The organism is Mesorhizobium sp. WSM4848 (assembly GCF_055811375.1).
The window spans coordinates 80,886-102,878 of sequence record NZ_JBVVPX010000014.1; the positions used below are offsets into that span (position 1 = coordinate 80,886).

The window sequence follows — 21,993 nt, forward strand, 5'->3', positions numbered from 1 at the left end:
TGTGCACCAAAGTGCGATCTTAAGCTCGCTATGGCCGTTCGTGCTTAAATGGAACGGGATTTGAACCGACATAACGCGGAGCAAAAACGACGTCTCAAGGGATTAATGCGGCAAGTCATACGCTTGGCCTGCCGACCTTAGTTGCTCAAGTGTTTTTCCGGCGCAACTTCCCGACCAATCTCCGCCAACTGGCTCGGCCTTGCCTCGCATGGTGATTGTGCCGGCCTGATTGTCGGGGGTTACATAAACGGCAACCCCGTCTGGACCAATTTTGGACAAGTAGTAAGCACGAACGATGCCGCTTAGTTCACAACGCACCAAGAAAGGAAAGTCCTCGAACGATCCCTCTTGGGCATGTGCTTCAGGGCTATACATGCAGGCAAACGACGATTGCGCAATGACAGCGAAAACTGTTCCTGTAAATAGCCAACGAGCCTTCATGCGAATATCCTTCCTAGGCCAAATATACACCCTTGATTGCCGTTCCTTGACCACCCGGTTCCGAATAAGCTCGATGGCGCTTCGCCACTCGTCACCGACACGATCAATGCGAAAGCATTATCGGCAGCCGGACGTCCGACAGGATGCCTTTCGTAGCCCCACCGAGCACGAAATCCCTCAGTCTGGTGTGACCGAACGCTCCCATGATCATCAGGTCGGCGCCGATTTCGATCGCTCGCTCCTGAAGCGACACCTCGACCGGGCAATCCTCGGATACGAATGGCATGGCCTCGGCTGACAGCCCGCGTAGGTTCAGCCCTTGAGCCAAGCGTCGGGCGGCGTCCGTCTCCTGCAGGGACTTCTCGCCCGTCACGGTGAGCACCGTAATCTTGGAAGCGCGGCGCAACACCTGATGTGCATCCGCCACGGCGCGAGCCGCAACACGGCTGCCGTCCCAGGCAATAGCAACGCTGTGCAGCTTCGTGACAGACTCGACCTCTGGCAGAAGGATCGTCGGCCTTCCCGACCCGAAGATAATGGCCTGCGCGGTCGTCCTGCTCGTGGGGTTGTTCGCCTCCCAGGCGCAGAGAACGAGATCATAGTAACGCGCTTGAATTGCAGCGGTGTCATTCAGCAAGGGAGCGTTCGACGCGACCGCGTCTGTGGTTGAGTCCACGCCTGCCCGTTTCGCTTCCAGCACAACCTTTGCAAGAAACGCTTCGCCGCGATCCCGGCACAGCGCTTCGGCCTCCCGCGTCATTTTGGGGACGTCGACCAGCCTCCGCGACAGCGCATTCGAGATGTTTCGGATCTCTACGTTGATGGCCAACGCATGCAGTTGCGCGCCGAGGGCCGCCGCCATCGCGACCGCCCTGGGCACTAACATTTCAGAGTTGGGTTCGGGATAGGTGATAACAGGAAGCAGGGCTATCGTTTTCACTAGGGGCCTCCTTCTGAATGCAGGGTACGCGAAGGCCATCTAGTCCCAAAGCACTCATCCGGGATGTGCATGGGTCCGCTCACTCGCCCGGATCGTTCACCACGGCCCAACCGTCATCGAGATCGAACGCCGTGATCTTTTCGGCGAGCGCCGCCGTATCGGGCCCGAGATCCTTTTCGTAGACTGTGCCGTACTGGTTTACGACGAAGGTCATGATGCCTGTGCGGTCGTATTCGGCAGGCATCGCGATCAGCCCAAAGCCGGCGATCATGTTGCCGTTGATGACGTAGTCGTACTGGCCGCCGGCGACGTTAGCGCCTTGGCCGTTCAATATGCGGTAGCGGTATCCGAAATAGCCGTCCTCGGCGGCCGTCGCCAACTCGGCCTGGCTGATCAGCGAACCGAACGGGCTTTCTGGCACGCCGTCGCCGGGTTCCCAATAGAGCCCGTCATATGTCCCGGGCGTACTGATCAGCTTCTGAGCATATTCGCCGACGCCATCCTCGTCCCAGTCGGTTTCCTTGTAATCCTCCTGGGCGTCGACATAGGCGCGCAGGTTGGCGACGGTGGTCAGCTCGTTCTCGCCGATCCTGCGGTTGATGACTTCTTCCAGCCCGGCGATGGTATCGAACGCCCATTTGCCCTCTGTCTGCACGACAGGGAATGGAAACGGCCATACCTGGTTACCAAGAAGAAGCGAGCGGCGGTCGGGTGCCAGTTCCTTGACGGTGATGCCCTTCGCCGCCTCTTCGCGGATTTCCGGAAAGCTCGCCTCCACTTCCTTCGACTTCAGCACTTCGCTGGGCGACAGTCCGAGAAGCGAGGCGACGGCCTCCTTGTCATCTTCCTCCAGCGCTTTGCGGAACGCCTCGACGAGTTCGTCGACTGATGCGAACGGCGTGGGCGTCTCGCCGATGAAGGCATCGAAATCCTGCGTGGTGCTGGTCTGTGCTTCCTGGGCGCCGCCGGCCGAAAGTGCGGGAACGCCGAGCGAAAGTGCGAGAGTTGCGGTAATGAGGTATCGGATCATGATCATGTTCCTGAAATAAACCGGATGTCGCACACGATACGGCAGTTGCTACCGGCGTCCTCCCCCTCGTCCGCCTCCGCCTCGTCCGCCTCCGCCCCCTCCTCTTCCACCTCTGCTCTGTACCTGGCGATGGCCGCCACCCCGGCTATAGGCGCCGCGGTTCGAATGGTTGGTCGCAACCCTGCCGGGCCGCGGATTTCCCATCGCCGAAGGCTTGCGCGGACGATTGTCGGCGCGCGCAGCCGGCTTTTTCCTGGAGGACTTCTTCTGGGCGACTTTCTTGGCCGCAGGTTTGTTGGCCGCCGGTTTCGCCTTCCTGTGCTGGTCCGAGACGCGTTTTGCATCGGGCCGCTTCGTCCCCGACTTCGGCAGCTTGGCCTGCGGCCGGTCCTTCAAACCTTCGGCGACGTTCTTGCGGACATCCTTGCCCTTGAGGTCATGCGCCCGCGCCTGCTTGCCCTTGCCCGACTCCCGGCGGTCCTTGGCCTTGCTGGCAATGTTGTTGAAGTCCTTGCTCTTCAGGTTCTGCTTGAGCTTGTCGCGGTCGATGTTCGCGTTCTTGAGATTGATCTTGTCGCGGTCGATGTTCTTGAGATCGAGATCCTTCAGTCTGTCGATGTCGATATTGTCGATGTCGATATTGTCGAAATCGATATCGATGTTGTCGCCGATATCGACGTCGAGATCCACGTCTCCGCCCCAGGTTCCCCAGTCGTCCCAGTCGACCACAGCGGCCCACATCGCACCGGTGGCAAGCGCGGCCCAGTAGGGCGCCGTCGGATAGTAGTAGGAGGGGTACGCGTCGTAGGCGATCGGGTCGCCCGCTATGACGTAGTCGGGCTCGTACAGCATTTCGGGGGGATAGGTCGGGATATAGACGGTCTGCGGATCAGCAGACCTGATAACGACATGGTCGCCTTCGTTGACAACCTGCACCTGTTCCGTCGTCTTCAAGTAGTTCTTGGCCACGGCCTCGTCGCGCAACTGCTGGATGGCGACGAGCAGATCCTTCTGCTGGTTCGCGGCCGCGGCCCCCAACTGCTCGGTCCACTCGAGATCGTCGTTCATCATCTTCACGATCTCGGGATAGTTGAGCAGCGAGATCACGCTGCCATCCCATTTGTCGCTCGGCTCGAGGTCGGGAGACTTCGCCTTTTCGTCGAGAAAGCGGGCCGCCTGCACGATCTGCAACGGATAGAGCGACGCCGCGATGGTGAGCGCGACGAGATCGTCAGGATAAAGCGCGATCGGCGCGGTCAGAACCTTCAATTCGTCGAGCGTGAGAGGAGCAGGCTCCTCGGTGGCGGCGGCCGGTTCGCTGTCGGCCGCCGGCCGCGGAGTCGGAGTGGGGGTCTGGCCGTTGGCAGGCGCACCGAACGGCGCGGAAAGAAGCAGAAGGGCCGCAAGGCCGACTGAAACGACGCCGAACCTGAACCAATGGGTCATCTGGCTGCTCCTACAGTTGCGATCGCCAAGCTATTTCTTTTGCGCGGCGTCGAAAGGGTCGACGTAGCTCCGCCCAACCGCGCGCACGGCGCGACCTATGTCGTCATGGATAATCGTCCTGGAGATTGACGATGGAGACACGCACGCTCCAGTTGGGAGCCTCGAAACCCCCGCCATTGAGCAGCACGATCGAGTGGTTTTCCGCCAGGCGATAGACCAGGTCCAGCGGATGAACATTCTTCTTCAGCCATGTGACCATTTCCTCGCCTTGGTATTTGCGCAGCCAGAATTCGAAATCGAGGGGTTCCGATAGTAAGCCGCAAGATTCGCGTTGGGCTGAACATCCAGAGGCAGTCCTTGCGCGTCCGATCTGCATCTGTCCAGCATTCCGCCCGCGCCACCGCTGTTGGAGCGTTCGCGAATATGGCTTGCACTGGAAAGCGTTTGCGCGGCATCGGTATGGTTTAACCGGTCACACGGGGTGAGCCGTCGCTTCAAGCTCGGAACAGAGCCAAACTCACTGGAAAATTGATGCGCCACCGGAACACCCCTTCAATGGCCCTCAACTCTCTATTGTTAAACTACTTTCTCGCGCAGTTTTTAGACACACATGATAACACCTTGAATCAGGCACGCAAGGGTGTATTGTACGACTTCAAATTAACTGGCATTACAATCAGCGGTTTCATTTAGACAATTTTCGTACAATTTACCTTAGCGGCGGAAGCAATCGGAGAACTTCTGGCCGCTTGTTCTAGTATTAAACGTGCAACAGGAGGGTATCATGGTTGAATGGGTTCGTGAGCACGCTTCGCAGCTGTCCTGAAATATTGACCTTCATGTCTCTAGCCATTTGCTATTATTTCTGCCCCTTTATGTATGAAGATCTCGGCTTAGGAGCGGTGACAGCGACCCCCATTGCAGCCGTCATCGTTAGGCAGCTTGGGATCACGATTTCTCCGTCGCTGAGGGCGCTGCTGGCAGGACTGGTTGTCGGGCATCTGCGTATGCGCTTCCCTCTCTTCGGTGGGGCCGGGACTGTACCTCGGGCACTACCTGCTCCGTATGAACCCCATACTGCTCCTGGGAGGACTGGCTGGGGCGCAGACCATGACCGCCGGCATGGCGGCGGTGCAGGACCGCTCGGGTAGTCCGGTTGCCGTCCTTGGCTATACGCCGGCGGTTCCGATCGGCCACATCCTGCTCACAACCTGGGGGACGGTGATCGTGGGCGTGATGGCGAACTGAAATCCGACCTGAGAAAGGGACTTCGGTGGCAGTAGGATTACCCGGCAAGCCCCGATCGCGGCAGTTGAGACGCAGCTTCTTTTATGCGCTCGTGCAGCAGCTTCGCGTGGTCTGGCCGATCTTCTCCGGCATCCTTCTCGCCATGGCGGGATGCGGGCTGATCATCGGGCGTATTGAAAATTGGCGCGTCGACGAAGCTCTGTACTTCACCTTCGTGACGGGTCTTACGATCGGCTACGGCGATTTCTCCCCGCAGCACCTTCTGACGCGGTTACTGGCGATAGCAATCGGTTTTGCCGGCATAGTGATGACAGGCCTCGTTGCGGCGGTCGCCGTGCAGGCGCTGAGGGCGGCTGACCGCAATCTCCTGAATGAGGCTGGAAATGGGCCCCTTGATCAAAGAGATCCGTAGCAACGTCGTTCTCTGGCTTTTGGCGTTTGTTCCGGTGGTATTCGTCGTCCGGCAATTGGAGCCGGAAGCGCACACGCTGCTCTTTGTGCTCTCTGTGCTGGCGATTGTACCGCTGGCCACCTTGCTGAGCGCGGCTACCGAATCGGTCGCGTCCAAGACGGGCGATGCGGTCGGCGGGCTGCTGAATGCCACGTTGGGAAACCTGACGGAACTGGTCATTGCGCTGGCTGCGCTGCAAGCCGGCCAGTACACGTTGGTGAAGGCTTCTATCGCCGGAGCAATCGTCGCCAATACTCTGTTCATGTTGGGCGCCTCGTTCCTGCTAGGCGGTATCAAGTATCATGTGCAGGAGTACAACAGGGTCAGCGCCAGGCTGCAAACCAGCCTGCTGTTCCTCGCTACGATCGCGATGGTGACCCCGTCCATGGTGGCGCAAGTCGATTCCGTTGCCACGTCCGCGTTCACCCAGCAGTTGAGCGTTGGATTGTCGGTGCTGCTCATCGGCGCCTACGCGATGGGCCTGGTCTTCTCACTGAAGACCCATCGAGAACTTTTCAGCGGAACAGCCCATGCGGAAGAAGGCGAAGCGTGGCCGATGGGCCTGGCTCTCGGAACGTTGGCAGCGGTGACAGTGCTTGTTGCTCTGGTAAGCGAAGTGTTCGTCGAGTCGGTGCAGGAGGCTGCGGTCGCGTTCGGCATGACCCCCGCCTTCGTGGGTTTCATCGTCGTTGCGTTGGTGGGCGGTTCCGCCGAGATGGCGGCGGCGTTTGCCGGCGCGCGAAGGAACCGGCTGGACCTGAGCGTGGGCATCGCGCTTGGGGCCGCATCACAAATCGCGCTTTTCGTTGCCCCGATGATGGTGCTCCTCAGCTATGTCATCGGCCCTGCTCCGATGGACCTGCTGTTCTGGCCGGGCGCGGTCGTCATGGTGCTCATCGCCACGATAACGGCATTTCTGATGACCAATAACGGACGTTCCGCATGGTTCGTCGGAGTGCTGCTGCTGATGGTCTATCTGATCTTCGCCATGACGATCTACCTTCTACCGCCGCAAATCTAGCAGGTAGGCGGGCCGTGGTTCCGTCAGGGCGAATACCAGAGGTGAACACCAAGGATGGGCTGACCGCAGGTTTGGGCGCGCCAGGAGCGGACTTGGAGAACATGACGTGAGAAAGATAGGCGAGCGGCGTTGGGAGGGCAGATAATGGATTCGGACGGTTCGCGTCCCCTCGTCCATCCTCGTCAGGATCTGACCCGCGTGACGCTGGCGGTGCTGTTCATTGGCAGTCTTCTCATCGCCAGCGTCTGGGTGATGCAGCCGTTTCTGCCGGCGATCGTATGGGCCACGACGTTGGTGCTTGCCACCTGGCCGCTCATGCTCTGGTTGCAGCGCCATACCGGCAATCGCCGCGGCCTTGCCGTCCTGATCATGACACTGACCTTGCTGCTGCTTGTGATCGTGCCCTTTTGGCTGGCGCTCAGCACGATCATCGCGAACATCGACAAGGTTGGCGACCTGGTCCGGACTATCCTGTCGATGCGACTGCCACCGCCACCCAGCTGGCTGGAGGGAGTGCCCCTGGTTGGAGCACGCGCTGCCGAAGCATGGCAGAAACTGAACTCGGCGGGCGCTCAGGAACTGGTCCAAAGACTGACCCCTTATGCCGGAACGCTGACCTACTGGTTCGCGTCAGCCACCGGAAATTTGGGTGGCATGTTCATACATTTCCTGCTGACGACCGCGATTGCCGCGATCATGTATTCGGGCGGTGAACGGGCCGCCGCCACCGCAATTCTCTTCGGTCGCCGGCTGGGCGGCGTTCGTGGAGAGACCGCGGTAAGGCTGGCCGGCCAGGCGATCCGAAGTGTGGCCTTAGGCGTAGTGGTTACCGCCGTTGCGCAAAGCGCTGTTGCTGGTATCGGGCTAGCCGTGGCCGGCGTGCCCTATGCCGCCGTGCTCATGGCATTGATCTTCATTTTGTGTCTGATCCAGCTCGGTCCGGTCCTGGTAATGGCTCCGGCAGTGATCTGGATGTATTATTCGGGCGACACGCTTTGGGCGACGGTGTTGCTGGCCTTTACCATCGTCGCCGCGACAATGGATCAATTTATTCGCCCTGTTCTCATCCGCAGAGGCGCCGACTTGCCTATGCTGCTTATCCTGTCCGGGGTCATCGGCGGCCTGGTAGCGTTTGGCATATTGGGCATTTTCATTGGCCCTACGGTGCTCGCGGTCGCCTACACGCTGCTCAATGCGTGGATGGCGGATGGCGATGATAGAGAACCTCCTGGGGAAACGCGATGAAGCCGGCACGCGTTGCTGCTTTTAAGCTAGGCGGCAGCGCCGCGAGCCAAATCGGCTAGTAGGGTGGACTCAATGCGCACGCCCGGCAGTTCACCCTCCAAGCGCTATAGTCGTAACTACCAAGACGCTACCGATTGCCGCCATGGCCAGAGCCATCGGCCAAGGGCTTCTGCCGATATATTTGCCGAGCCGTGCGCCGATCAAAAACAGCATGGCGACGGCTACCGCGTTCGACGCGCGCATCGCCGTCGGCAGATCGTCGATGAACAGGAACGGCATGCTGGGTGGAAGCGTCGATAGGATGACCAGCAAGCAGATTGCAACTGCAGCTCTGACATCCCGAATGTTCACAATGCGCCGATTGTCGGATGCTGGAAGAGATCTGATGCGCGTGACGATACTTTCGGCGTCGGCCTCGGATGTGACCAGGCGGACGTCCTTCGGCAACTCGGAGAGGAAGACGCGCCGCGCCTCTGCCAGGGGCATGACGCGGATGGCCTCAAGGAAATTTAGGCGCTTCACCCGCTCCACAGCTGTCGTCAAGGCAAACATGACGCCGTCGACAATTCCCCAAGCGAGGTTGCAGCCCAGGGCAGCCATCAGCACGGCCCCCACCTTGTCGCCTTCGCCAACCGCGACGCTCATGGTGCCTGTGAAGGAAAGCGCCATCAATAGTCCGAAAATTACCTCCGACAGACGGTCGATGGGGTCGAGCACGGGTCTAACGGGATCGGGACCGTTCATGGCAGGACAACCGGCACATGACAACACTTGAGCAATCGCACCTTACAGCAAGCGATTTCCGTTTGGAGTCTAATTCCGCTTGCCGAGTTCCCGTGCTTTTGGCAGAGGCGAACGAGTGGCTCCGCTTCAGCATGATGGCGCGGCGGTGTAGAACCTGTCCCATAGCGCATCCTTTGATTCGGATGGCAATGATGCGCCATTAAAGTCCGGGATCAAACACCTAGCTACTACCTCGTCGCGACGGACGACCGCATGATCCCGTCGTCCGTGAATAACTCGGAACACATTGAATCAGTGTGATATTCCGCCTTCATTTTGTGTTTGATTTTGCCGGAAATCGTGGCTTTGAGCTGCGATTTCCGGCAAAATGATTGGTGCCTGCGTTGCGTGATTCGAGGCGATGACAAGCAACGCAAGGAGCGAAGGATGCGTCCAAAGGAACGGCGCGATAGCGGCCAGGCGGACCTGTTGCAATCGCGGCTCGATCAGATCGTCAACATGGATCACGCGCTGGTGAAGCTGGCCAAGGCGATCGACTGGCGCTTCCTGGAAGAGCGACTCGCCGCGGTCTATGACGACGATCCTGGCCGGCCGCCGCTGCCGACGCGGCTGATGGCGGGATTGGCCATTCTCAAGTCGATGCACAACCTGTCCGACGAAAGCCTGTGCGAACGCTGGCTGGAGAATCCCTACTACCAGCTGTTCTGCGGCGAGGAGTTCTTCCAGCACCGCCTGGTCTTCGACCGCACCTCGCTGACGCGCTGGCGCCTGCGCATGGGCGAGGAGCGGCTGACGGCGCTGCTGCAGGAGAGCCTGGCGGCGGCGACCCGGCTGGGGGCGGCCAAGCCGGCCGACTTCCGCGCGGTGATCGTCGACACCACCGTGCAGGAGAAGGCGATCACCTTTCCGACCGACGCCAAGCTGATGCATCGCGCCCGCGAGCGGCTGGTCAAGCTGGCCGGGAAGCACGGCATCCGCCTGCGCCAGTCCTATGCGCGGGTCGGCAAGATCGCGCTGATCAAGCATCAGCGTTATGCCCACGCCAAGCAGTTCAAGCGGGCCAACCGGCAGCTCAAGCGGCTGCGCACCATGCTGGGCGCGGTGATCCGCGACATCACCCGCAAGATCGCCGGGCGGCCGGGACTGATGGCGCCCTTCGGTCTGCCGCTGTCGCTGGCTCGGCGCGTCAGGGACCAGCGCCAGCGTGAACGCGGCAGGAAGGTCTACTCCCTGCACGCTCCGGAGGTCGAATGCATCGGCAAGGGCAAGGCCCACAAGCCCTATGAATTCGGCGTCAAGGTCTCGGTCGCCACGCCGCTCTATCGCAGCCGCGGCGGCCAGTTCGTCGCCCACGTCAAGGCGATGCCCGGCAATCCCTATGACGGCCACACGCTGGCCACCATCCTTCCCGCGATCGAGAACTCGATCGGCGCCAACCTCGCCAAGATCGTCGCCGATGCCGGCTATCGCGGCCACAACGCCCCGAAAGACAAGACCTTCAAGGTCCATGTCGCCGGCTACAAGCGCGGCCTCACCAAGGCCGTCAGACGAGCGCTGCGCCGCCGGTCCGCCGTCGAACCCGTCATCGGCCATCTCAAGAACGACCACCGCATGGGGCGCAACTTCTTGGCCTTCTCCGAAGGCGACGCCAACAACGCCGTGCTTGCCGCCGTCGGCCTGGAGACGGTAGAGAAGGTTACCGGCAAACCTGCAGCCTAGGTCCAATGACACAATACAGGGCCGGTGAATTAACATCGCACCGGACTCCGCGCGTGGCTTTGGGGTTGGTCTTCGACAGCGTGGCCATACTCTTCGGCACAACCACCAATTTCGTAATAGAACGCACCAAAGGCCTTCAGAGCATGGAGCCGCTGCTAGGTCCGATACAGGCCACGCTCATAGACGGCGTCGCCGTTGAAATCGAAGGCGGCGCATTCGCTACAATGGCATCAATACGCCCGGAAGATCGTGTCGCAGCATGGACCGCCCCGAAGAGCCCGCGTGCCACCGGCCCTATCTTGGTCTCCCAAGCCAAGGAAACCTTCCGTGCAACGTCACTATCGCTACGACCATTTGGGTCTTTCGAGCGATGGTCTAGAATACGAAGTGTTCCGCGCAGGAGGGACGAAGATGAAAGTCGGCATTGTCGGAGCTGGGATGGTGGGCAGTGCGGCTGCATATGCACTTGGCCTGCGCGGGGTGGCTAGCGAGGTTGTGCTGGTTGATTTGGATTCGGCTTTGGCCGAGGCACACGCTCTGGATATCGCCCATGCTCTCCCGTTTGCCTCCGGCACGTCGATTGCGAGCGGGGACTACGACCGGCTTCGAAATGCAGGAATAGTCATCATTGCAGCGGGGTCCGCGCAGCGCCCCGGTGAGACAAGGACTGACCTTCTTGGACGGAACGCCGCAATCTTTCGAGATGTCATCGGCGAAATCATGCGCGTTTGTCCCGATGTGATCCTTTTGGTCGCATCGAACCCGGTCGACATAATGACCCAGATCACACAGGTGATTTCAGGCCTGCCGGCAGGCCGCGTGATTGGATCAGGCACTATCCTTGATACAGCGCGGTTTCGCAGTTTGCTGGGAGCGCATCTCCACGTCTCGCCTCGCTCCATCCACGCATATGTGCTCGGAGAACATGGCGACAGCCAAGTACTGGCTTGGTCCAGCGCCCGCGCAGGAGCGGTTCCGATTGCGACCTTCGCTACACAGGTCGGAGCCCCGATCACAGACTCAGTCCGAGCAGAGATCGACGACAGGACCAGAAATGCTGCCTATACAATTATCCGGGGAAAGGGATCCACCTACTACGGCATCGCAGCCGGCCTCGCTCGGCTCATCGGCGCGATAAGGCAAGATGAGCAGGCGGTCTTCTCTGTTTCGATCGTTACCGAGAACACGGAGGGGGTTCAGGATGTTGCGCTGTCAATTCCTCGGATCGTGGGGCGCGAAGGGGTGACCGCCGATCTCTATCCTGAACTCGATGCACAGGAGCGCGCGGCGCTCCACCGAAGCGCTTCGGTTTTGCGGGGACTGTTCGAGTTGGTGCCCCTCTAGAAATTGGAGGCCGGCCTGATTTGCCATCGGTGCCGATCGAATTTGACGCTAATGCCGGAAGCGCTCGGCGCTGAGTTGTAGGCAGGACCGATCTTTCCCGGCTGGTCGGTCCTCAACGATATCGGCTGGAGTTTCTCTGCCCTCGGGGCTCGCTAAACCCCTGCGGAAGGTAACGTCGGTGGACCTGGGCCGCCAACTCAACGATCAATCGTGGCCACTAACCGATTAACACGCGAACCTCGTGTGTCAGGTCTTCGTCTGTGAGGGGAACATTTCCGTTTGGCAAAAGGACCCCATCCATCATCACCGAGCGTACTCCTCGGCCAGCCCCGGACGAATTGTCAAAGCGAATCTCATAAGTCGCACGACCGTGCCGATAGGTGATTTCATAGTCCGACCAGCTTGCGGGAACACATGGCTGGAACAGGAGGAACTGACCTTCACGTCGAAGGCCAAGAATAGCCTCCAGCCCTGCTCGATATAACCAGCTGGCTGAACCCGTGTACCATGTCCAACCACCACGTCCCGCATGCGGCGGCGCGCCATACACGTCGGCGCTGACCACATATGGCTCTACCATGTAGCGTTCGACCTGATCTCTCGTCGCTCCGTGGCAAATCGGATTGATCAAGTTCCACAGATGCATGGCGCGATCACCATCGCCCTGCAAGGCTGTGGCCCAAACAACCCACGCGGCTGCATGGGTGTACTGGCCGCCATTCTCGCGGATACCGGGAACATAACCCTTGATGTAGCCAGGTTGCAGTGGGCCATTGTCAAATGGGGGCTCGAATAGCGCAATCAGCTTGTCCTCCTGTCGCACAAGCCTTTCGTGAACCGCGTGCATTGCCGTTGAAGCACGTTCCACATCGGCCTCGCCGGAAATGACAGCCCAAGCCTGTGGAATGGCATCGATCTGACATTCATCGTTGAGCGACGACCCGAGCGGAGTGCCATCGTCGAAATAGGCTCGGCGATACCAAGTACCGTCCCAGGCGTTGGCTTCCAAGGCCACGCGCAAGGTTTCGGCTCTTTCGCGGCACCACGCGGCGCAGCTCTCATCCCCACGAGCGGCCGAAATCGTGGCAAACGACTTCAGGACTGTAAGAAAGAACCACCCGTTCCAGACGCTTTCACCCCTGCCCTCCGCGCCGACCTTGTTCATGCCGTCGTTCCAGTCGCCCGTTCCCATGAGCGGCAAGCCGTGGCGGCCTAGACGGAACCCGTGTTCCAGGGCTCGAATGCAGTGCTCATAGATTGCAGCGATTTGTTCGCTGGTGTCCGGCCGGTTGAAGTCCTCGTCCTGGTCCTTCTTCAGGAGGGGGGACCTAATGAACGGAATCTGCTCATCGAGCAAACCGATGTCGCCGGTTGTCGAAACATAGTGGTGAACGACAAAGGGAAGGAAATATAGATCGTCGGTCATGCGCGTGCGCACGCCAATGCCGGACGGAGGATGCCACCAGTGCTGAACGTCACCTTCCTCAAACTGCCGTGCCGCCGCTCGCAGGATGTGTGAGCGGGTTTCGTTCGGCGCGCAGTGGACCAACGCCATGACGTCCTGAAGTTGGTCGCGAAAGCCGTACGCGCCCCCCGACTGGTAAAAGCCAGAGCGCGCCCAAACGCGACAAGACAGGACCTGATAAAGCAGCCACCGGTTCATCATCAGATTGAAGCCAATGTCCGGCGTTGAGACCTGCGTTGCATTTAGGATGTCGTCCCACTGACGAGATAAAGCGGCGAAACTTTCGCGAGCGCGGTCGACGTCTGCATGTTCGCGAACAAGTCGGCGGACCTGCTCGAGGCCGGCAGCTTGTCCAAGAACAAAAATAACGTCCTTGGTGTCGCCAGGCTCTAACAAAATGTCCACCATCAGCGCGGCGCAGGGATCTTCCAAGGTTCCGAATCTTTCTGCCAGACTGGTCCGCTGCAATGCAGCGGGCCGAGACACCGAGCCGTATTTGCCAAGAAACTCCGCGCGATCGGAAGTGGCTGAACTCGCAACCTGACTGGCGGCCACGAACGCCAGTTTCCCGACAAAATCACCGCCCCATGCGTTGTGCGCCACGATGGCTCCCGATTCGACATCGCGTTCGCAGACGACTTGCATCGCAGCGTCTTCACGATGTGTCCCCAGAACCCACTCGGCGAAATATGTTGCCGATATTTGGCGAGGTCGAGAGTCATCGTTCGTCAATTCGAGATGCACGATCTTGATCTCACCGTTAGGCGGGACATACACCGTCAACTTGTGATCCAAAGCTCGGCTGATACTTTCATACCGGCTGTAGCCTTGGCCATGGTGAACGGTCACGACGGCTCGATGTCCCAATGGCAAGGGCGTTGGCGTCCAGATCTCTCCGGTTTCTTCGTCCCGCAAGTAGACGACCTCACCAGGTGTATCTGAAACCGGGTCATTCGACCAAGGCGTCAGCCGGTTCATCTGGCTGTTGCCCGACCAAGTGTACCCAAGCCCGGCTTCAGTCGTCAGGCAGCCAAGACTCGGGTTTGCGATGACGTTGCTCCAAGGCGCCGGCGGCAGGGACGGCGCTTGCGAATTGACGCCGTCGACCACAATGACGTACTCGCGCCCGTCAGGGGCGAAGCCCCCGAAACCGTTCCAATACAACAAATCCTTGGGCGGGATCGCAGCAGGGCGCGTGAGTGTCTCGCCCGCTCGAGCCGCGGATATTCGACCCGGAGGCGTTTCAACTTCAACTGCGTATGGTCGATCAAGCTGATTGGCCAGTGAACCAGAGTTGCTTGAAAGGATGACGCGCGCAGCGGCGGCGATCGCTGTGATTTGATCGTCTGAGGCCGTGCCCGCCGACAAGACGAAGATTCCTCCTGGTTTGCCTAGCGTTTCGGCTGCCTTTCCGGCTTGCAGTCTCTTGACCAATTGCTTTGCGCTACTGGCGCCGCGTGTATCAAGCAACACAAGGTCAAATTGCAAACCTCTGCGGCGGATAAACCCGTGCCCCTTTGTCACTTCGCGAACGAGCGTCTTATCCCCGTTGCCTTCGATGCGAACCAGCACGATCGGAAGGTCACCGGATATCCCGTGCGACCAAAGAGCTGCGCGATCGAAGAAGTGATTTTTCTTGAACGCCGTCGCCTGCCGCAAAGCCGGATTTGCAAATGCGATACTTCCAACCAGGCGATTAAACAAAGAGACCTTGTCGAGAGTCAGCTTTAGGTCGTGAAGCTCAGCTTGATAAGTTTCCGATGCCTCGCGGAACGTCTTATCGACGGCATCGATACGTGAGAATCGCTCTGCAATCGCGCGGACCGCCTGATGGTTGTCGCCGGCGCCCGTCACAAAGGCTACGCGCGCCGTATCACCCGCTTCCAGATGGACCGTCCTTCGCAGGCAGAAGACGGGATCGAGAACCGGGCCGGTCGTGCCGGATAGAGCTGCCCCCGCGTCAAATATGGTGGGATTTTCTGCCGTGCGGCCGCGTCCAAGGAATTTGCGTCGATCAGTCTCATACTCGACCACTTGGCCGACCTGTTGACTCGACGACGAAACATGAACCGCCCAGATCGGTTTTTCTTTCGCATCGCGCGGCCTGCGACGCGCAAACAAGGCGCCGGTCGCCTCGTCGTACTGCGTTTCCACGAAGAGCTTGGCAAACGTCGGATGTGCTCTGTCCGCGCGGCGATTGTTCAGACAGACCTCGGAATAGCTGGTTAGTTCGAGGGTTCGTGCCTTCCTGCCATGGTTGACAATCGTAAGTGCCCGCACTTCTGCGTCGACATCTGGTGCGACGCATACTTTCCAGGAAATTTCGATGTCTTCGGCTCGACAGCGAAACTCGGCCCTGTCTCCATGAAACGTGTGCGTGTAGATATTATGAGGTCGGAAAAGTGGTTGCTTGCCGATGGACCATGGAGTGTTGTCCACCTGGTCTCGGACGTAGCAAAACTGGCCCCAACAATCGCGGGTGACATCCTCTCGCCACCGGGTAACGTCAAGGTCCTTCCATGTGCCCCAACCGGCTCCTGTAGCTGTGAGCATGACACTGTAGCGACCGTTAGAGAGCAAAGCGACGGTGGGGGCCGGATCCATCGATTCAGGAGCGCTACTGTGTCTCGTCGGCTCGGGCGCGCTATCGCCGTGAATTGATTTTGCCATCAACGTTTTCCCACTCAAACGACGACACCGGCTTCGAAGGCAATCGTCACTGCAACCACCGCCGACAACTTTCCCGCGGCCTAATCGGCGACATGTCCATTCCAGATCCTTACTGCGGGTATCTCCCGATAGTAAGTGAGAACGCTCCACGTACCGGTATTCAGAAGAAAATGTTGTCCGGCTCGCGGTGGAAGCCCGATCCAACGCGCCGCAAGCACGCGCAGCACGTGCCCATGCGCGAACAGAGCAACGTCGCCGTTCGCAGCCCGCGCCCGCGTCACGACTTGATCCACACGCGCGCTAACTTGCCTCGGCGTCTCGCCCCCCGGGCATCCATCCCGGAAAATCAACCAGCCCGGTCTTTTCGCCTGGATTTGCTGGGGCGTCAGCCCCTCGTATTCGCCGTAGTCCCACTCGATCAAGCTTGGGTCGACGATGGCGCCGGCGCCGAGACCCACCAACTCACAAGTCTCCCGCGCGCGCTGTAGTGGGCTTACGAGAACGAGCGCGAACGTCTGCCGCGCCAACACCGGACGCGTCCGTTCTGCCTGTCGTCGTCCGTTGTCGGTCAAGGGGAGATCTGTTGTACCTGTGTGTTGCCCGCTCAGGCTCCACTCGGTCTCCCCATGCCTGATCACGAATACGTTCACGTCCAGCTCTCCTGGCTTAGACGCTGTCAGCCGCCGTCGATCGCAGCGCTCCCAAGGCCGTTGCTTGTCCCGACACTCCGCCCGCGATTTCGGTCAGGTCGCCGCCGTGTAATGCGATGTACCCCCTGTGCTCGATCAGATCGTGACGGATGGCCTGCTTGAAGTAAGCGGCTCAAGCTGCCAGCCGCGGCAACCGGTCGATGACGTCGCCTGGCCCATGGAAGCGGGTCAGGTCGTTCACGACGGACATATCTAAAGGCATGGGGGCATCTCGTTCAGCTTCGCTCCCTCGAGGTAGTGCGGCTTGTGCCCATACTCCACCGCCCGGCTGGTCGTGATGCGGCGGACTACCAAAGCCCACCTATGCCGCCTCCATCTCATCGGTGTACGTCCCAAGACTAGCCGCGCCGTTACAGCGAGCCCGGTGGTAAAGGGCCTGTTGGCCCATCTTCAGCTCCTCGTCGCGTCCATGCCACGCCTCCAGCGCCGGATCCTGGAGTGCGCGCCCGTAGGAGAAACTGATCTTCCAAGGCTTTGGCCCGGGCAGTTGGTTGATCGCGTTGAGGTGGGCGGTGGCCGCCCGGTCGTTCTGACCACCCGACAGGAACACGATGCCGGGGACCGCCGCGGGCACGTGCCGGCGCAAGCAGCGGAGCGTGGCGCCTGCGACGTCCCGCAAGGGAACCGGACGAGAGTAGCCCTCACCCGCGATCACGATGTTGGGCTTGAGCAGCATGAACTCCAGCACGACACGCTGTTCGAACAGGGCACGGAACACGGCGTTAAGGACCACGCCAGTGACATCCTCGCAGCGCTCGATCGTGTGCGATCCCTCCATCAACACCTCCGGTTCAACGATTGGCACGAGTTGCTGCTCCTGGCAAAGCGCGGCGTACCGCCCTAAGGCGTGTGCGTTGGCACTCACGCACGCGGCGCTCGGCAGCGTCTCCGCAATGCGTATGACTGCCCGCCACTTCGCGAAGCGGGCGCCCATGCCGCGGTATTCGGAGAGGCGATCCCGGAGCCCGTCGAGCCCTTCGGTGACTGTCTCCTCGGGAGAGCCGGCAAGCGGCTTCGCGCCTGTGTCAACCTTGATCCCGGGCAGGATCCCCTGGCTGGAGAGGACCTGAGTGAACGGCGTCCCGCCGGAACTCTTCTGGCGGATGGTCTCGTCGTGCATGATGACGCCGCTGATGAACTCGGACGCGCCCGCGGAGGTGAAGAGCATTTCACGGTAGGTGCGCCGGCTTTGCTCGGTGGAATGGATTCCGAGCGCATCGAACCGCTTGGTCAATGTGGGCACGGTCTCGTCCGCCGCCAGAATACCCTTCCCCTCGGCGACTAGCGCCGCTGCGATGCTCCCCAGATCGTGGTTCATCGTGGGCCCTCCCGTTTGCTCTCCGTCGTACTCGTGCACCCTTTATCCGAACAGGAAATTATAGGCGCAAGATCAGATGAGATCAAGAGTACGAGAAAGAATGTCGCAACAAGTCAGCGGGTTTCCCAAACAGGATTGCCTGCCTCAACCGTGTTGGCGGCAGTCCCGTCGCTGCTGAAGTGTGCCTCGCTCGCTGCACCCGACAGCTCAGTGTGCTCGCATGCCCTGATGTTGTCCTACAGCGCTACAGCCATCCTCCCGCGAAACCAGCTCGACGCAATCCCTCTACCACCGGCGAACAGCGGCGCATGAGGTTCCAGAGCAAGCCAGTCCGGTAGTTTTCGATCATAAGCACGACCGGTCCCTGGTCGATCCCAAAGTGGTACGGGGACACCCACCATCCCGTGGGACTTTCTTCTATCGTGAATGACGGATTGAAGGACGGTTTGAATCCGTAAAGCCGTGTCATGCCGAGATTCATCCGGGCAAAATTGCGGGCAGTGGGGATAACGATCTCTGGCGCGAATGGCAGCGAGGCTATGACAACCCAAGGTGCGACCGTCCCGTCGTCGGGCCCGAACGGAGCGCCGCGGGCAATATAATCGAAGAACTGCCGCTCAAGGCCATTGACCGTTCGCGTGATCCAGCCCGGCCCGTCGCAGGCCGTGAACCCCCAGCAATGTTGGCCATAGCCGGCGAACTCCATCGGGTTTCGAATTGCATACTCCTGCTGCACGAAAGTTGCTTGCCGGCTGTTCTCGAAATAGTCGCTGTCGTGGTGACGCATGAACGCATCGCGGATGCCGCGAAAGTCCACCCACATGTGCGACAGCTGATGAGTAAAGAGCGGGCCTGAATAAAGCAGCTCGCGGCCGTAGATTTTCTTCCATTCGTAGGTTGAGGTGTAGGCGGCATAGCTCTGCGGGTGCAACGGGTGGGTCGGCGAGCCAAGGCCAAGGATGTAGAGTAGCAAGCCCTCATCGTAACCCCGCCACCGATGCGGGATGAATCCGCTTTCCGGGCGCCAGCCATGCGTCAGCGAAAGACCGCCATTGCAGGCCCAGTTCCAGTCGGCACGCTCATACAGCGTAGTAGCGAGGTGGCGGATTTCCGCTTCATCCGGAGTGTCGCGATCGAAATAGGTAGCGACGGTTAGGGCGCCTGCAAACAGGAACGCGGAATCGATCGTGGACAACTCGCACTGCCAAACGCGGCGACCCGTCTCGATATCCAGAAAATGATAGAAGAAGCCTTTGTAACCAGATGTGTTTGGCTCCGGTCCCTGCGGACAATCCGTCAAGTATCGCAATCGTTTGCGGGCGATCTTTGCCGCGAATTCGCGGATAAGAATTCCTCGTTCTACAATGACGGGAATTGTCGCGAGCGCCATGCCGATTGCGGCGATGCTTGCCGGAGCATTCGGTTCCGTCTTGTCGCGTACCAGCCCGTTGTCGGGGTTCGTCTCATGCAGATAGTACAGCAATGTCGAGAACTGCAACCGCGCCAGGTCTTGATCGGTCGGCAACCGATCAAGCTCGGCATCCGTCGACAGCGTGTCGGGCATAGTGCGTAAGTGCTCCGTTAACCGAGGTTTACCGGGGCATCGGGCATGTTCGCCTCAAAGACTGATTTGGATTGCAGCTCAACTCAAATATTGTCGCTTTCCGTTGATGTCCGTCGAGACTCGCCGCCCTTGTCCATCAAGCCCCATTTCCAACCGCTGACGTCCGGCAGATCATCACCATACTTCTCGATGTGCTGTCTGTGTTCGATCAGCTTCTCGTGAATAGCCTGCTTGAAGTAAGCGGCGCGGGCGCCCAGTTGCGGCAGGCGATCGATTACGTCCTCCACCAGATGGAAACGATCGAGGTCGTTCAACACTACCATATCAAAGGGAGTAGAGGTCGTGCCTTCTTCCTTGTAGCCGCGGACGTGCAGGTTGTCGTGGTTGGTTCGGCGATAGGTCAGCCGGTGGATTAGCCAGGGATAGCCGTGGAAGGCAAAGATGATGGGCTTATTCTTGGTAAACAGCGCATCGAAATCGCGACCCGGCAAGCCATGCGGATGTTCTTCCGGCGGCTGCAGCTTCATCAGATTCACCACGTTGACCACCCGCACCTTTAATTCCGGTAAGTGCTCGCGGATCAACGCCACTGCAGCAAGCGTCTCCAGGGTCGGGACATCGCCGCAACACGCCATCACCACGTCGGGCTCGCTGCCCTTGTCGTTGCTGGCCCACTCCCAAATGCCAAGACCTTGAGTGCAGTGCTTGACGGCTTGGTCTATCGTCAGCCATTGCGGCGCGGGTTGCTTGCCGGCGACCACGACATTGACATAGTTGCGACTGCGCAGGCAGTGATCGGTCACCGCCAGGAGGGTGTTGGCATCGGGCGGCAAATAGATCCGGATCACTTCCGCTTTCTTATTGGCGACATGATCGAGGAATCCCGGGTCCTGATGGCTGAAGCCATTGTGGTCCTGGCGCCAGACGTGCGAGCTGAGGAAGTAGTTAAGCGATGCGATTGATCGGCGCCAGGGAATCTCGTGGCAGACCTTCAGCCACTTGGCGTGCTGGTTGAACATCGAGTCGATGATGTGGATGAAGGCTTCATAGCAGGAGAAGAAGCCATGCCGGCCGGTTAATAGATAGCCCTCCAGCCAGCCTTGGCACTGATGTTCGCTGAGCACCTCCATCACGCGGCCATCTGGCGCCAAATGGTCGTCCTCCGGGTAGATTTCGGCCATGTAACATCGGTTGGTAACCTCCAACACGTCCTGCCAACGATTGGAGTTGTTTTCATCCGGGCTGAACAGGCGGAAATTGTTGCTTTCCAAATTCAATTTCATCACATCCCGGAGAAACTTGCCCATCAGCCGTGCCGACTCGACCGTGGTTGCGCCTGGGCTGGGCACCGCCACTGCATAGTCCCGGAAGTCTGGCATCTTAAGGTCGCGCAACTTCAAACCGCCATTGGCGTGCGGATTGTCGCTCATTCGGCGATGCCCCATCGGAGCCAGTGATGCCAGTTTGGAATTGAACCGGCCATCTGCATCGAACAGCTCGTCAGGCCGGTAGCTCTTCATCCACTTTTCAAGAATCCGGATGTGCGCCGGCTTTTCCATGTCGCCCATGGGAACCTGGTGGGAGCGCCAATAGTCTTCACACTTCTTGCCGTCGATTTCCGGCGGGCAAGTCCAACCCTTCGGCGTGCGGAAGACGATCATCGGCCAAGCCGGGCGTTTCACGTTGCCGTTGTTTCGGGCATCAGCCCAGATTTGTTTGATTTCCGCCACTGCGGTGTCCAGCGCGTCAGCCAACTGCTGGTGGACGTCATCCGGGTCGTGTCCCTCGACGAAGTAAGGCGTATAGCCCATGCCCTCGAAAAACTTTTGCAATTCGTCCTTCGGAATGCGCGCTAAGAAGCACGGGTTGGCGATCTTGTACCCGTTGAGGTGAAGAATGGGCAGCACGCAGCCATCGCGGGCCGGATTCAGGAATTTGTTTCCATGCCAGCCAGTCGCGAGAGGCCCGGTCTCGGCTTCGCCGTCGCCAACGACACAGGCGACGATCAGGTCCGGGTTGTCGAAGGCCGCACCAAAGGCGTGGCTCAAGGCGTAACCGAGTTCCCCGCCCTCATGAATGCTGCCGGGCGTCTCCGGGGCAACGTGACTGGGAATGCCACCGGGAAAGCTGAACTGCTTGAACAGTCTCTTCATACCCTCCGCGTCTTGGCTGATATTTGGGTATACCTCGCTGTAGGTACCTTCCAGATAGGCGTGAGCAACCAGGGCAGGGCCGCCGTGTCCCGGTCCGATGATGTAGATCATGTTGAGGTCGTCGCGTTTGATGACCCGGTTTAGGTGGACATAGAGCATGTTCAGACCGGGCGTCGTGCCCCAGTGGCCGAGCAGGCGAGGCTTGATGTGCTCGCGTTTCAGCGGCTCCTTCAACAATGGGTTGTCGAGAAGATAGATCTGGCCAACCGACAGATAGTTGGATGCCCGCCAGCAGGCGTCCATCGCCTGTAATTCGTCGGTCGAGAGGGCGCTAACGGCCGCCGCCGAAATTTCGCCAGAACGACCTTTCATTTTCGTTGCGGTCGATGCCATCGTTCGCTCCTCTTCCAGAACGGGACCGGTCGCGTTGACACGGTCTTGCCAAGCCGCGGTTACTGCGCAGTTGGCATGGATATGAGCACGA

Annotated in this window: 16 protein-coding genes and 1 pseudogene; 6 read left to right on the top strand and 11 right to left on the bottom strand. The window is 59.7% G+C overall.

The window, feature by feature from the left end; genetic code table 11:
• Positions 1-102: 102 nt before the first annotated feature.
• From AC0L16_RS15350 to AC0L16_RS15370, 5 genes are all read right to left on the bottom strand, one after another.
• Positions 103-441 (bottom strand): hypothetical protein, encoded by a 339-nt coding sequence (locus tag AC0L16_RS15350; RefSeq protein WP_473621704.1) that lies wholly within the window; start codon positions 439-441, stop codon positions 103-105.
• Between the two features lie 103 nt (positions 442-544).
• The gene (locus tag AC0L16_RS15355; protein ID WP_473621707.1) at positions 545-1,381 is read right to left on the bottom strand and encodes a universal stress protein; all 837 of its coding nucleotides are present in this window, start codon (positions 1,379-1,381) and stop codon (positions 545-547) included.
• Positions 1,382-1,460: 79 nt separating this feature from the next.
• Positions 1,461-2,411, bottom strand: coding sequence for a DUF2950 domain-containing protein (locus AC0L16_RS15360; RefSeq protein ID WP_473621708.1), 951 nt, complete (start codon positions 2,409-2,411; stop codon positions 1,461-1,463).
• Positions 2,412-2,459: 48 nt separating this feature from the next.
• A complete protein-coding gene (locus AC0L16_RS15365; RefSeq protein ID WP_473621709.1) occupies positions 2,460-3,857 on the bottom strand; it encodes a DUF3300 domain-containing protein in 1,398 nt (465 codons plus the stop codon).
• A gap of 103 nt (positions 3,858-3,960) precedes the next feature.
• Positions 3,961-4,116, bottom strand: coding sequence for a hypothetical protein (locus AC0L16_RS15370; RefSeq protein WP_419694443.1), 156 nt, complete (start codon positions 4,114-4,116; stop codon positions 3,961-3,963).
• Between the two features lie 767 nt (positions 4,117-4,883).
• Between AC0L16_RS15370 and AC0L16_RS15375 the strand changes: the two genes are divergently transcribed.
• The 4 genes from AC0L16_RS15375 to ydiK all read left to right on the top strand — a co-directional run bounded on the left by AC0L16_RS15375 (position 4,884) and on the right by ydiK (position 7,822).
• On the top strand, positions 4,884-5,105 hold the full coding sequence (locus AC0L16_RS15375) for an aspartate-alanine antiporter-like transporter (RefSeq protein ID WP_287064241.1): 222 nt from the start codon (positions 4,884-4,886) through the stop codon (positions 5,103-5,105).
• Positions 5,106-5,211: 106 nt separating this feature from the next.
• Positions 5,212-5,517 (top strand): potassium channel family protein, encoded by a 306-nt coding sequence (locus tag AC0L16_RS15380; protein WP_473621711.1) that lies wholly within the window; start codon positions 5,212-5,214, stop codon positions 5,515-5,517.
• Entirely contained in the window at positions 5,489-6,577 is a 1,089-nt protein-coding gene (gene cax / locus AC0L16_RS15385; protein ID WP_077380026.1) for a calcium/proton exchanger, read from the top strand. The genes AC0L16_RS15380 and cax overlap by 29 nt, the downstream gene beginning before the upstream one ends.
• 144 nt (positions 6,578-6,721) lie before the next feature.
• On the top strand, positions 6,722-7,822 hold the full coding sequence (gene ydiK / locus AC0L16_RS15390) for an AI-2E family transporter YdiK (protein ID WP_473621712.1): 1,101 nt from the start codon (positions 6,722-6,724) through the stop codon (positions 7,820-7,822).
• Positions 7,823-7,912: 90 nt separating this feature from the next.
• Here the strand turns inward: ydiK and AC0L16_RS15395 are convergent, their stop codons facing one another.
• On the bottom strand, positions 7,913-8,566 hold the full coding sequence (locus AC0L16_RS15395) for a VIT1/CCC1 transporter family protein (protein WP_473621714.1): 654 nt from the start codon (positions 8,564-8,566) through the stop codon (positions 7,913-7,915).
• Between the two features lie 426 nt (positions 8,567-8,992).
• Between AC0L16_RS15395 and AC0L16_RS15400 the strand changes: the two are divergent.
• A pseudogene (locus AC0L16_RS15400) lies at positions 8,993-10,243 on the top strand (IS5 family transposase); the annotation flags it as partial.
• A gap of 369 nt (positions 10,244-10,612) precedes the next feature.
• On the top strand, positions 10,613-11,629 hold the full coding sequence (locus tag AC0L16_RS15405; protein ID WP_473621715.1) for an L-lactate dehydrogenase: 1,017 nt from the start codon (positions 10,613-10,615) through the stop codon (positions 11,627-11,629).
• A gap of 217 nt (positions 11,630-11,846) precedes the next feature.
• On the opposite strand, the gene AC0L16_RS15410 is transcribed toward AC0L16_RS15405, so the two are convergent.
• The 5 genes from AC0L16_RS15410 to AC0L16_RS15430 form a co-directional block, all read right to left on the bottom strand.
• Positions 11,847-15,764, bottom strand: a complete 3,918-nt coding sequence (locus AC0L16_RS15410; RefSeq protein ID WP_473621716.1) for a GH36-type glycosyl hydrolase domain-containing protein — start codon at positions 15,762-15,764, stop codon at positions 11,847-11,849.
• A gap of 80 nt (positions 15,765-15,844) precedes the next feature.
• A complete protein-coding gene (locus tag AC0L16_RS15415; protein WP_473621717.1) occupies positions 15,845-16,414 on the bottom strand; it encodes a histidine phosphatase family protein in 570 nt (189 codons plus the stop codon).
• A 361-nt stretch (positions 16,415-16,775) separates the two neighbouring features.
• Positions 16,776-17,792 carry a class I fructose-bisphosphate aldolase gene (locus AC0L16_RS15420; protein WP_473621718.1) on the bottom strand — a complete coding sequence of 339 codons (1,017 nt, stop codon included), beginning with the start codon at positions 17,790-17,792 and terminating at the stop codon, positions 16,776-16,778.
• A gap of 244 nt (positions 17,793-18,036) precedes the next feature.
• Entirely contained in the window at positions 18,037-19,356 is a 1,320-nt protein-coding gene (locus AC0L16_RS15425; RefSeq protein WP_287246362.1) for a glucoamylase family protein, read from the bottom strand.
• An 83-nt stretch (positions 19,357-19,439) separates the two neighbouring features.
• Positions 19,440-21,881 carry a phosphoketolase family protein gene (locus tag AC0L16_RS15430; RefSeq protein ID WP_473621765.1) on the bottom strand — a complete coding sequence of 814 codons (2,442 nt, stop codon included), beginning with the start codon at positions 21,879-21,881 and terminating at the stop codon, positions 19,440-19,442.
• Between the last annotated feature and the right edge of the window lie 112 nt (positions 21,882-21,993).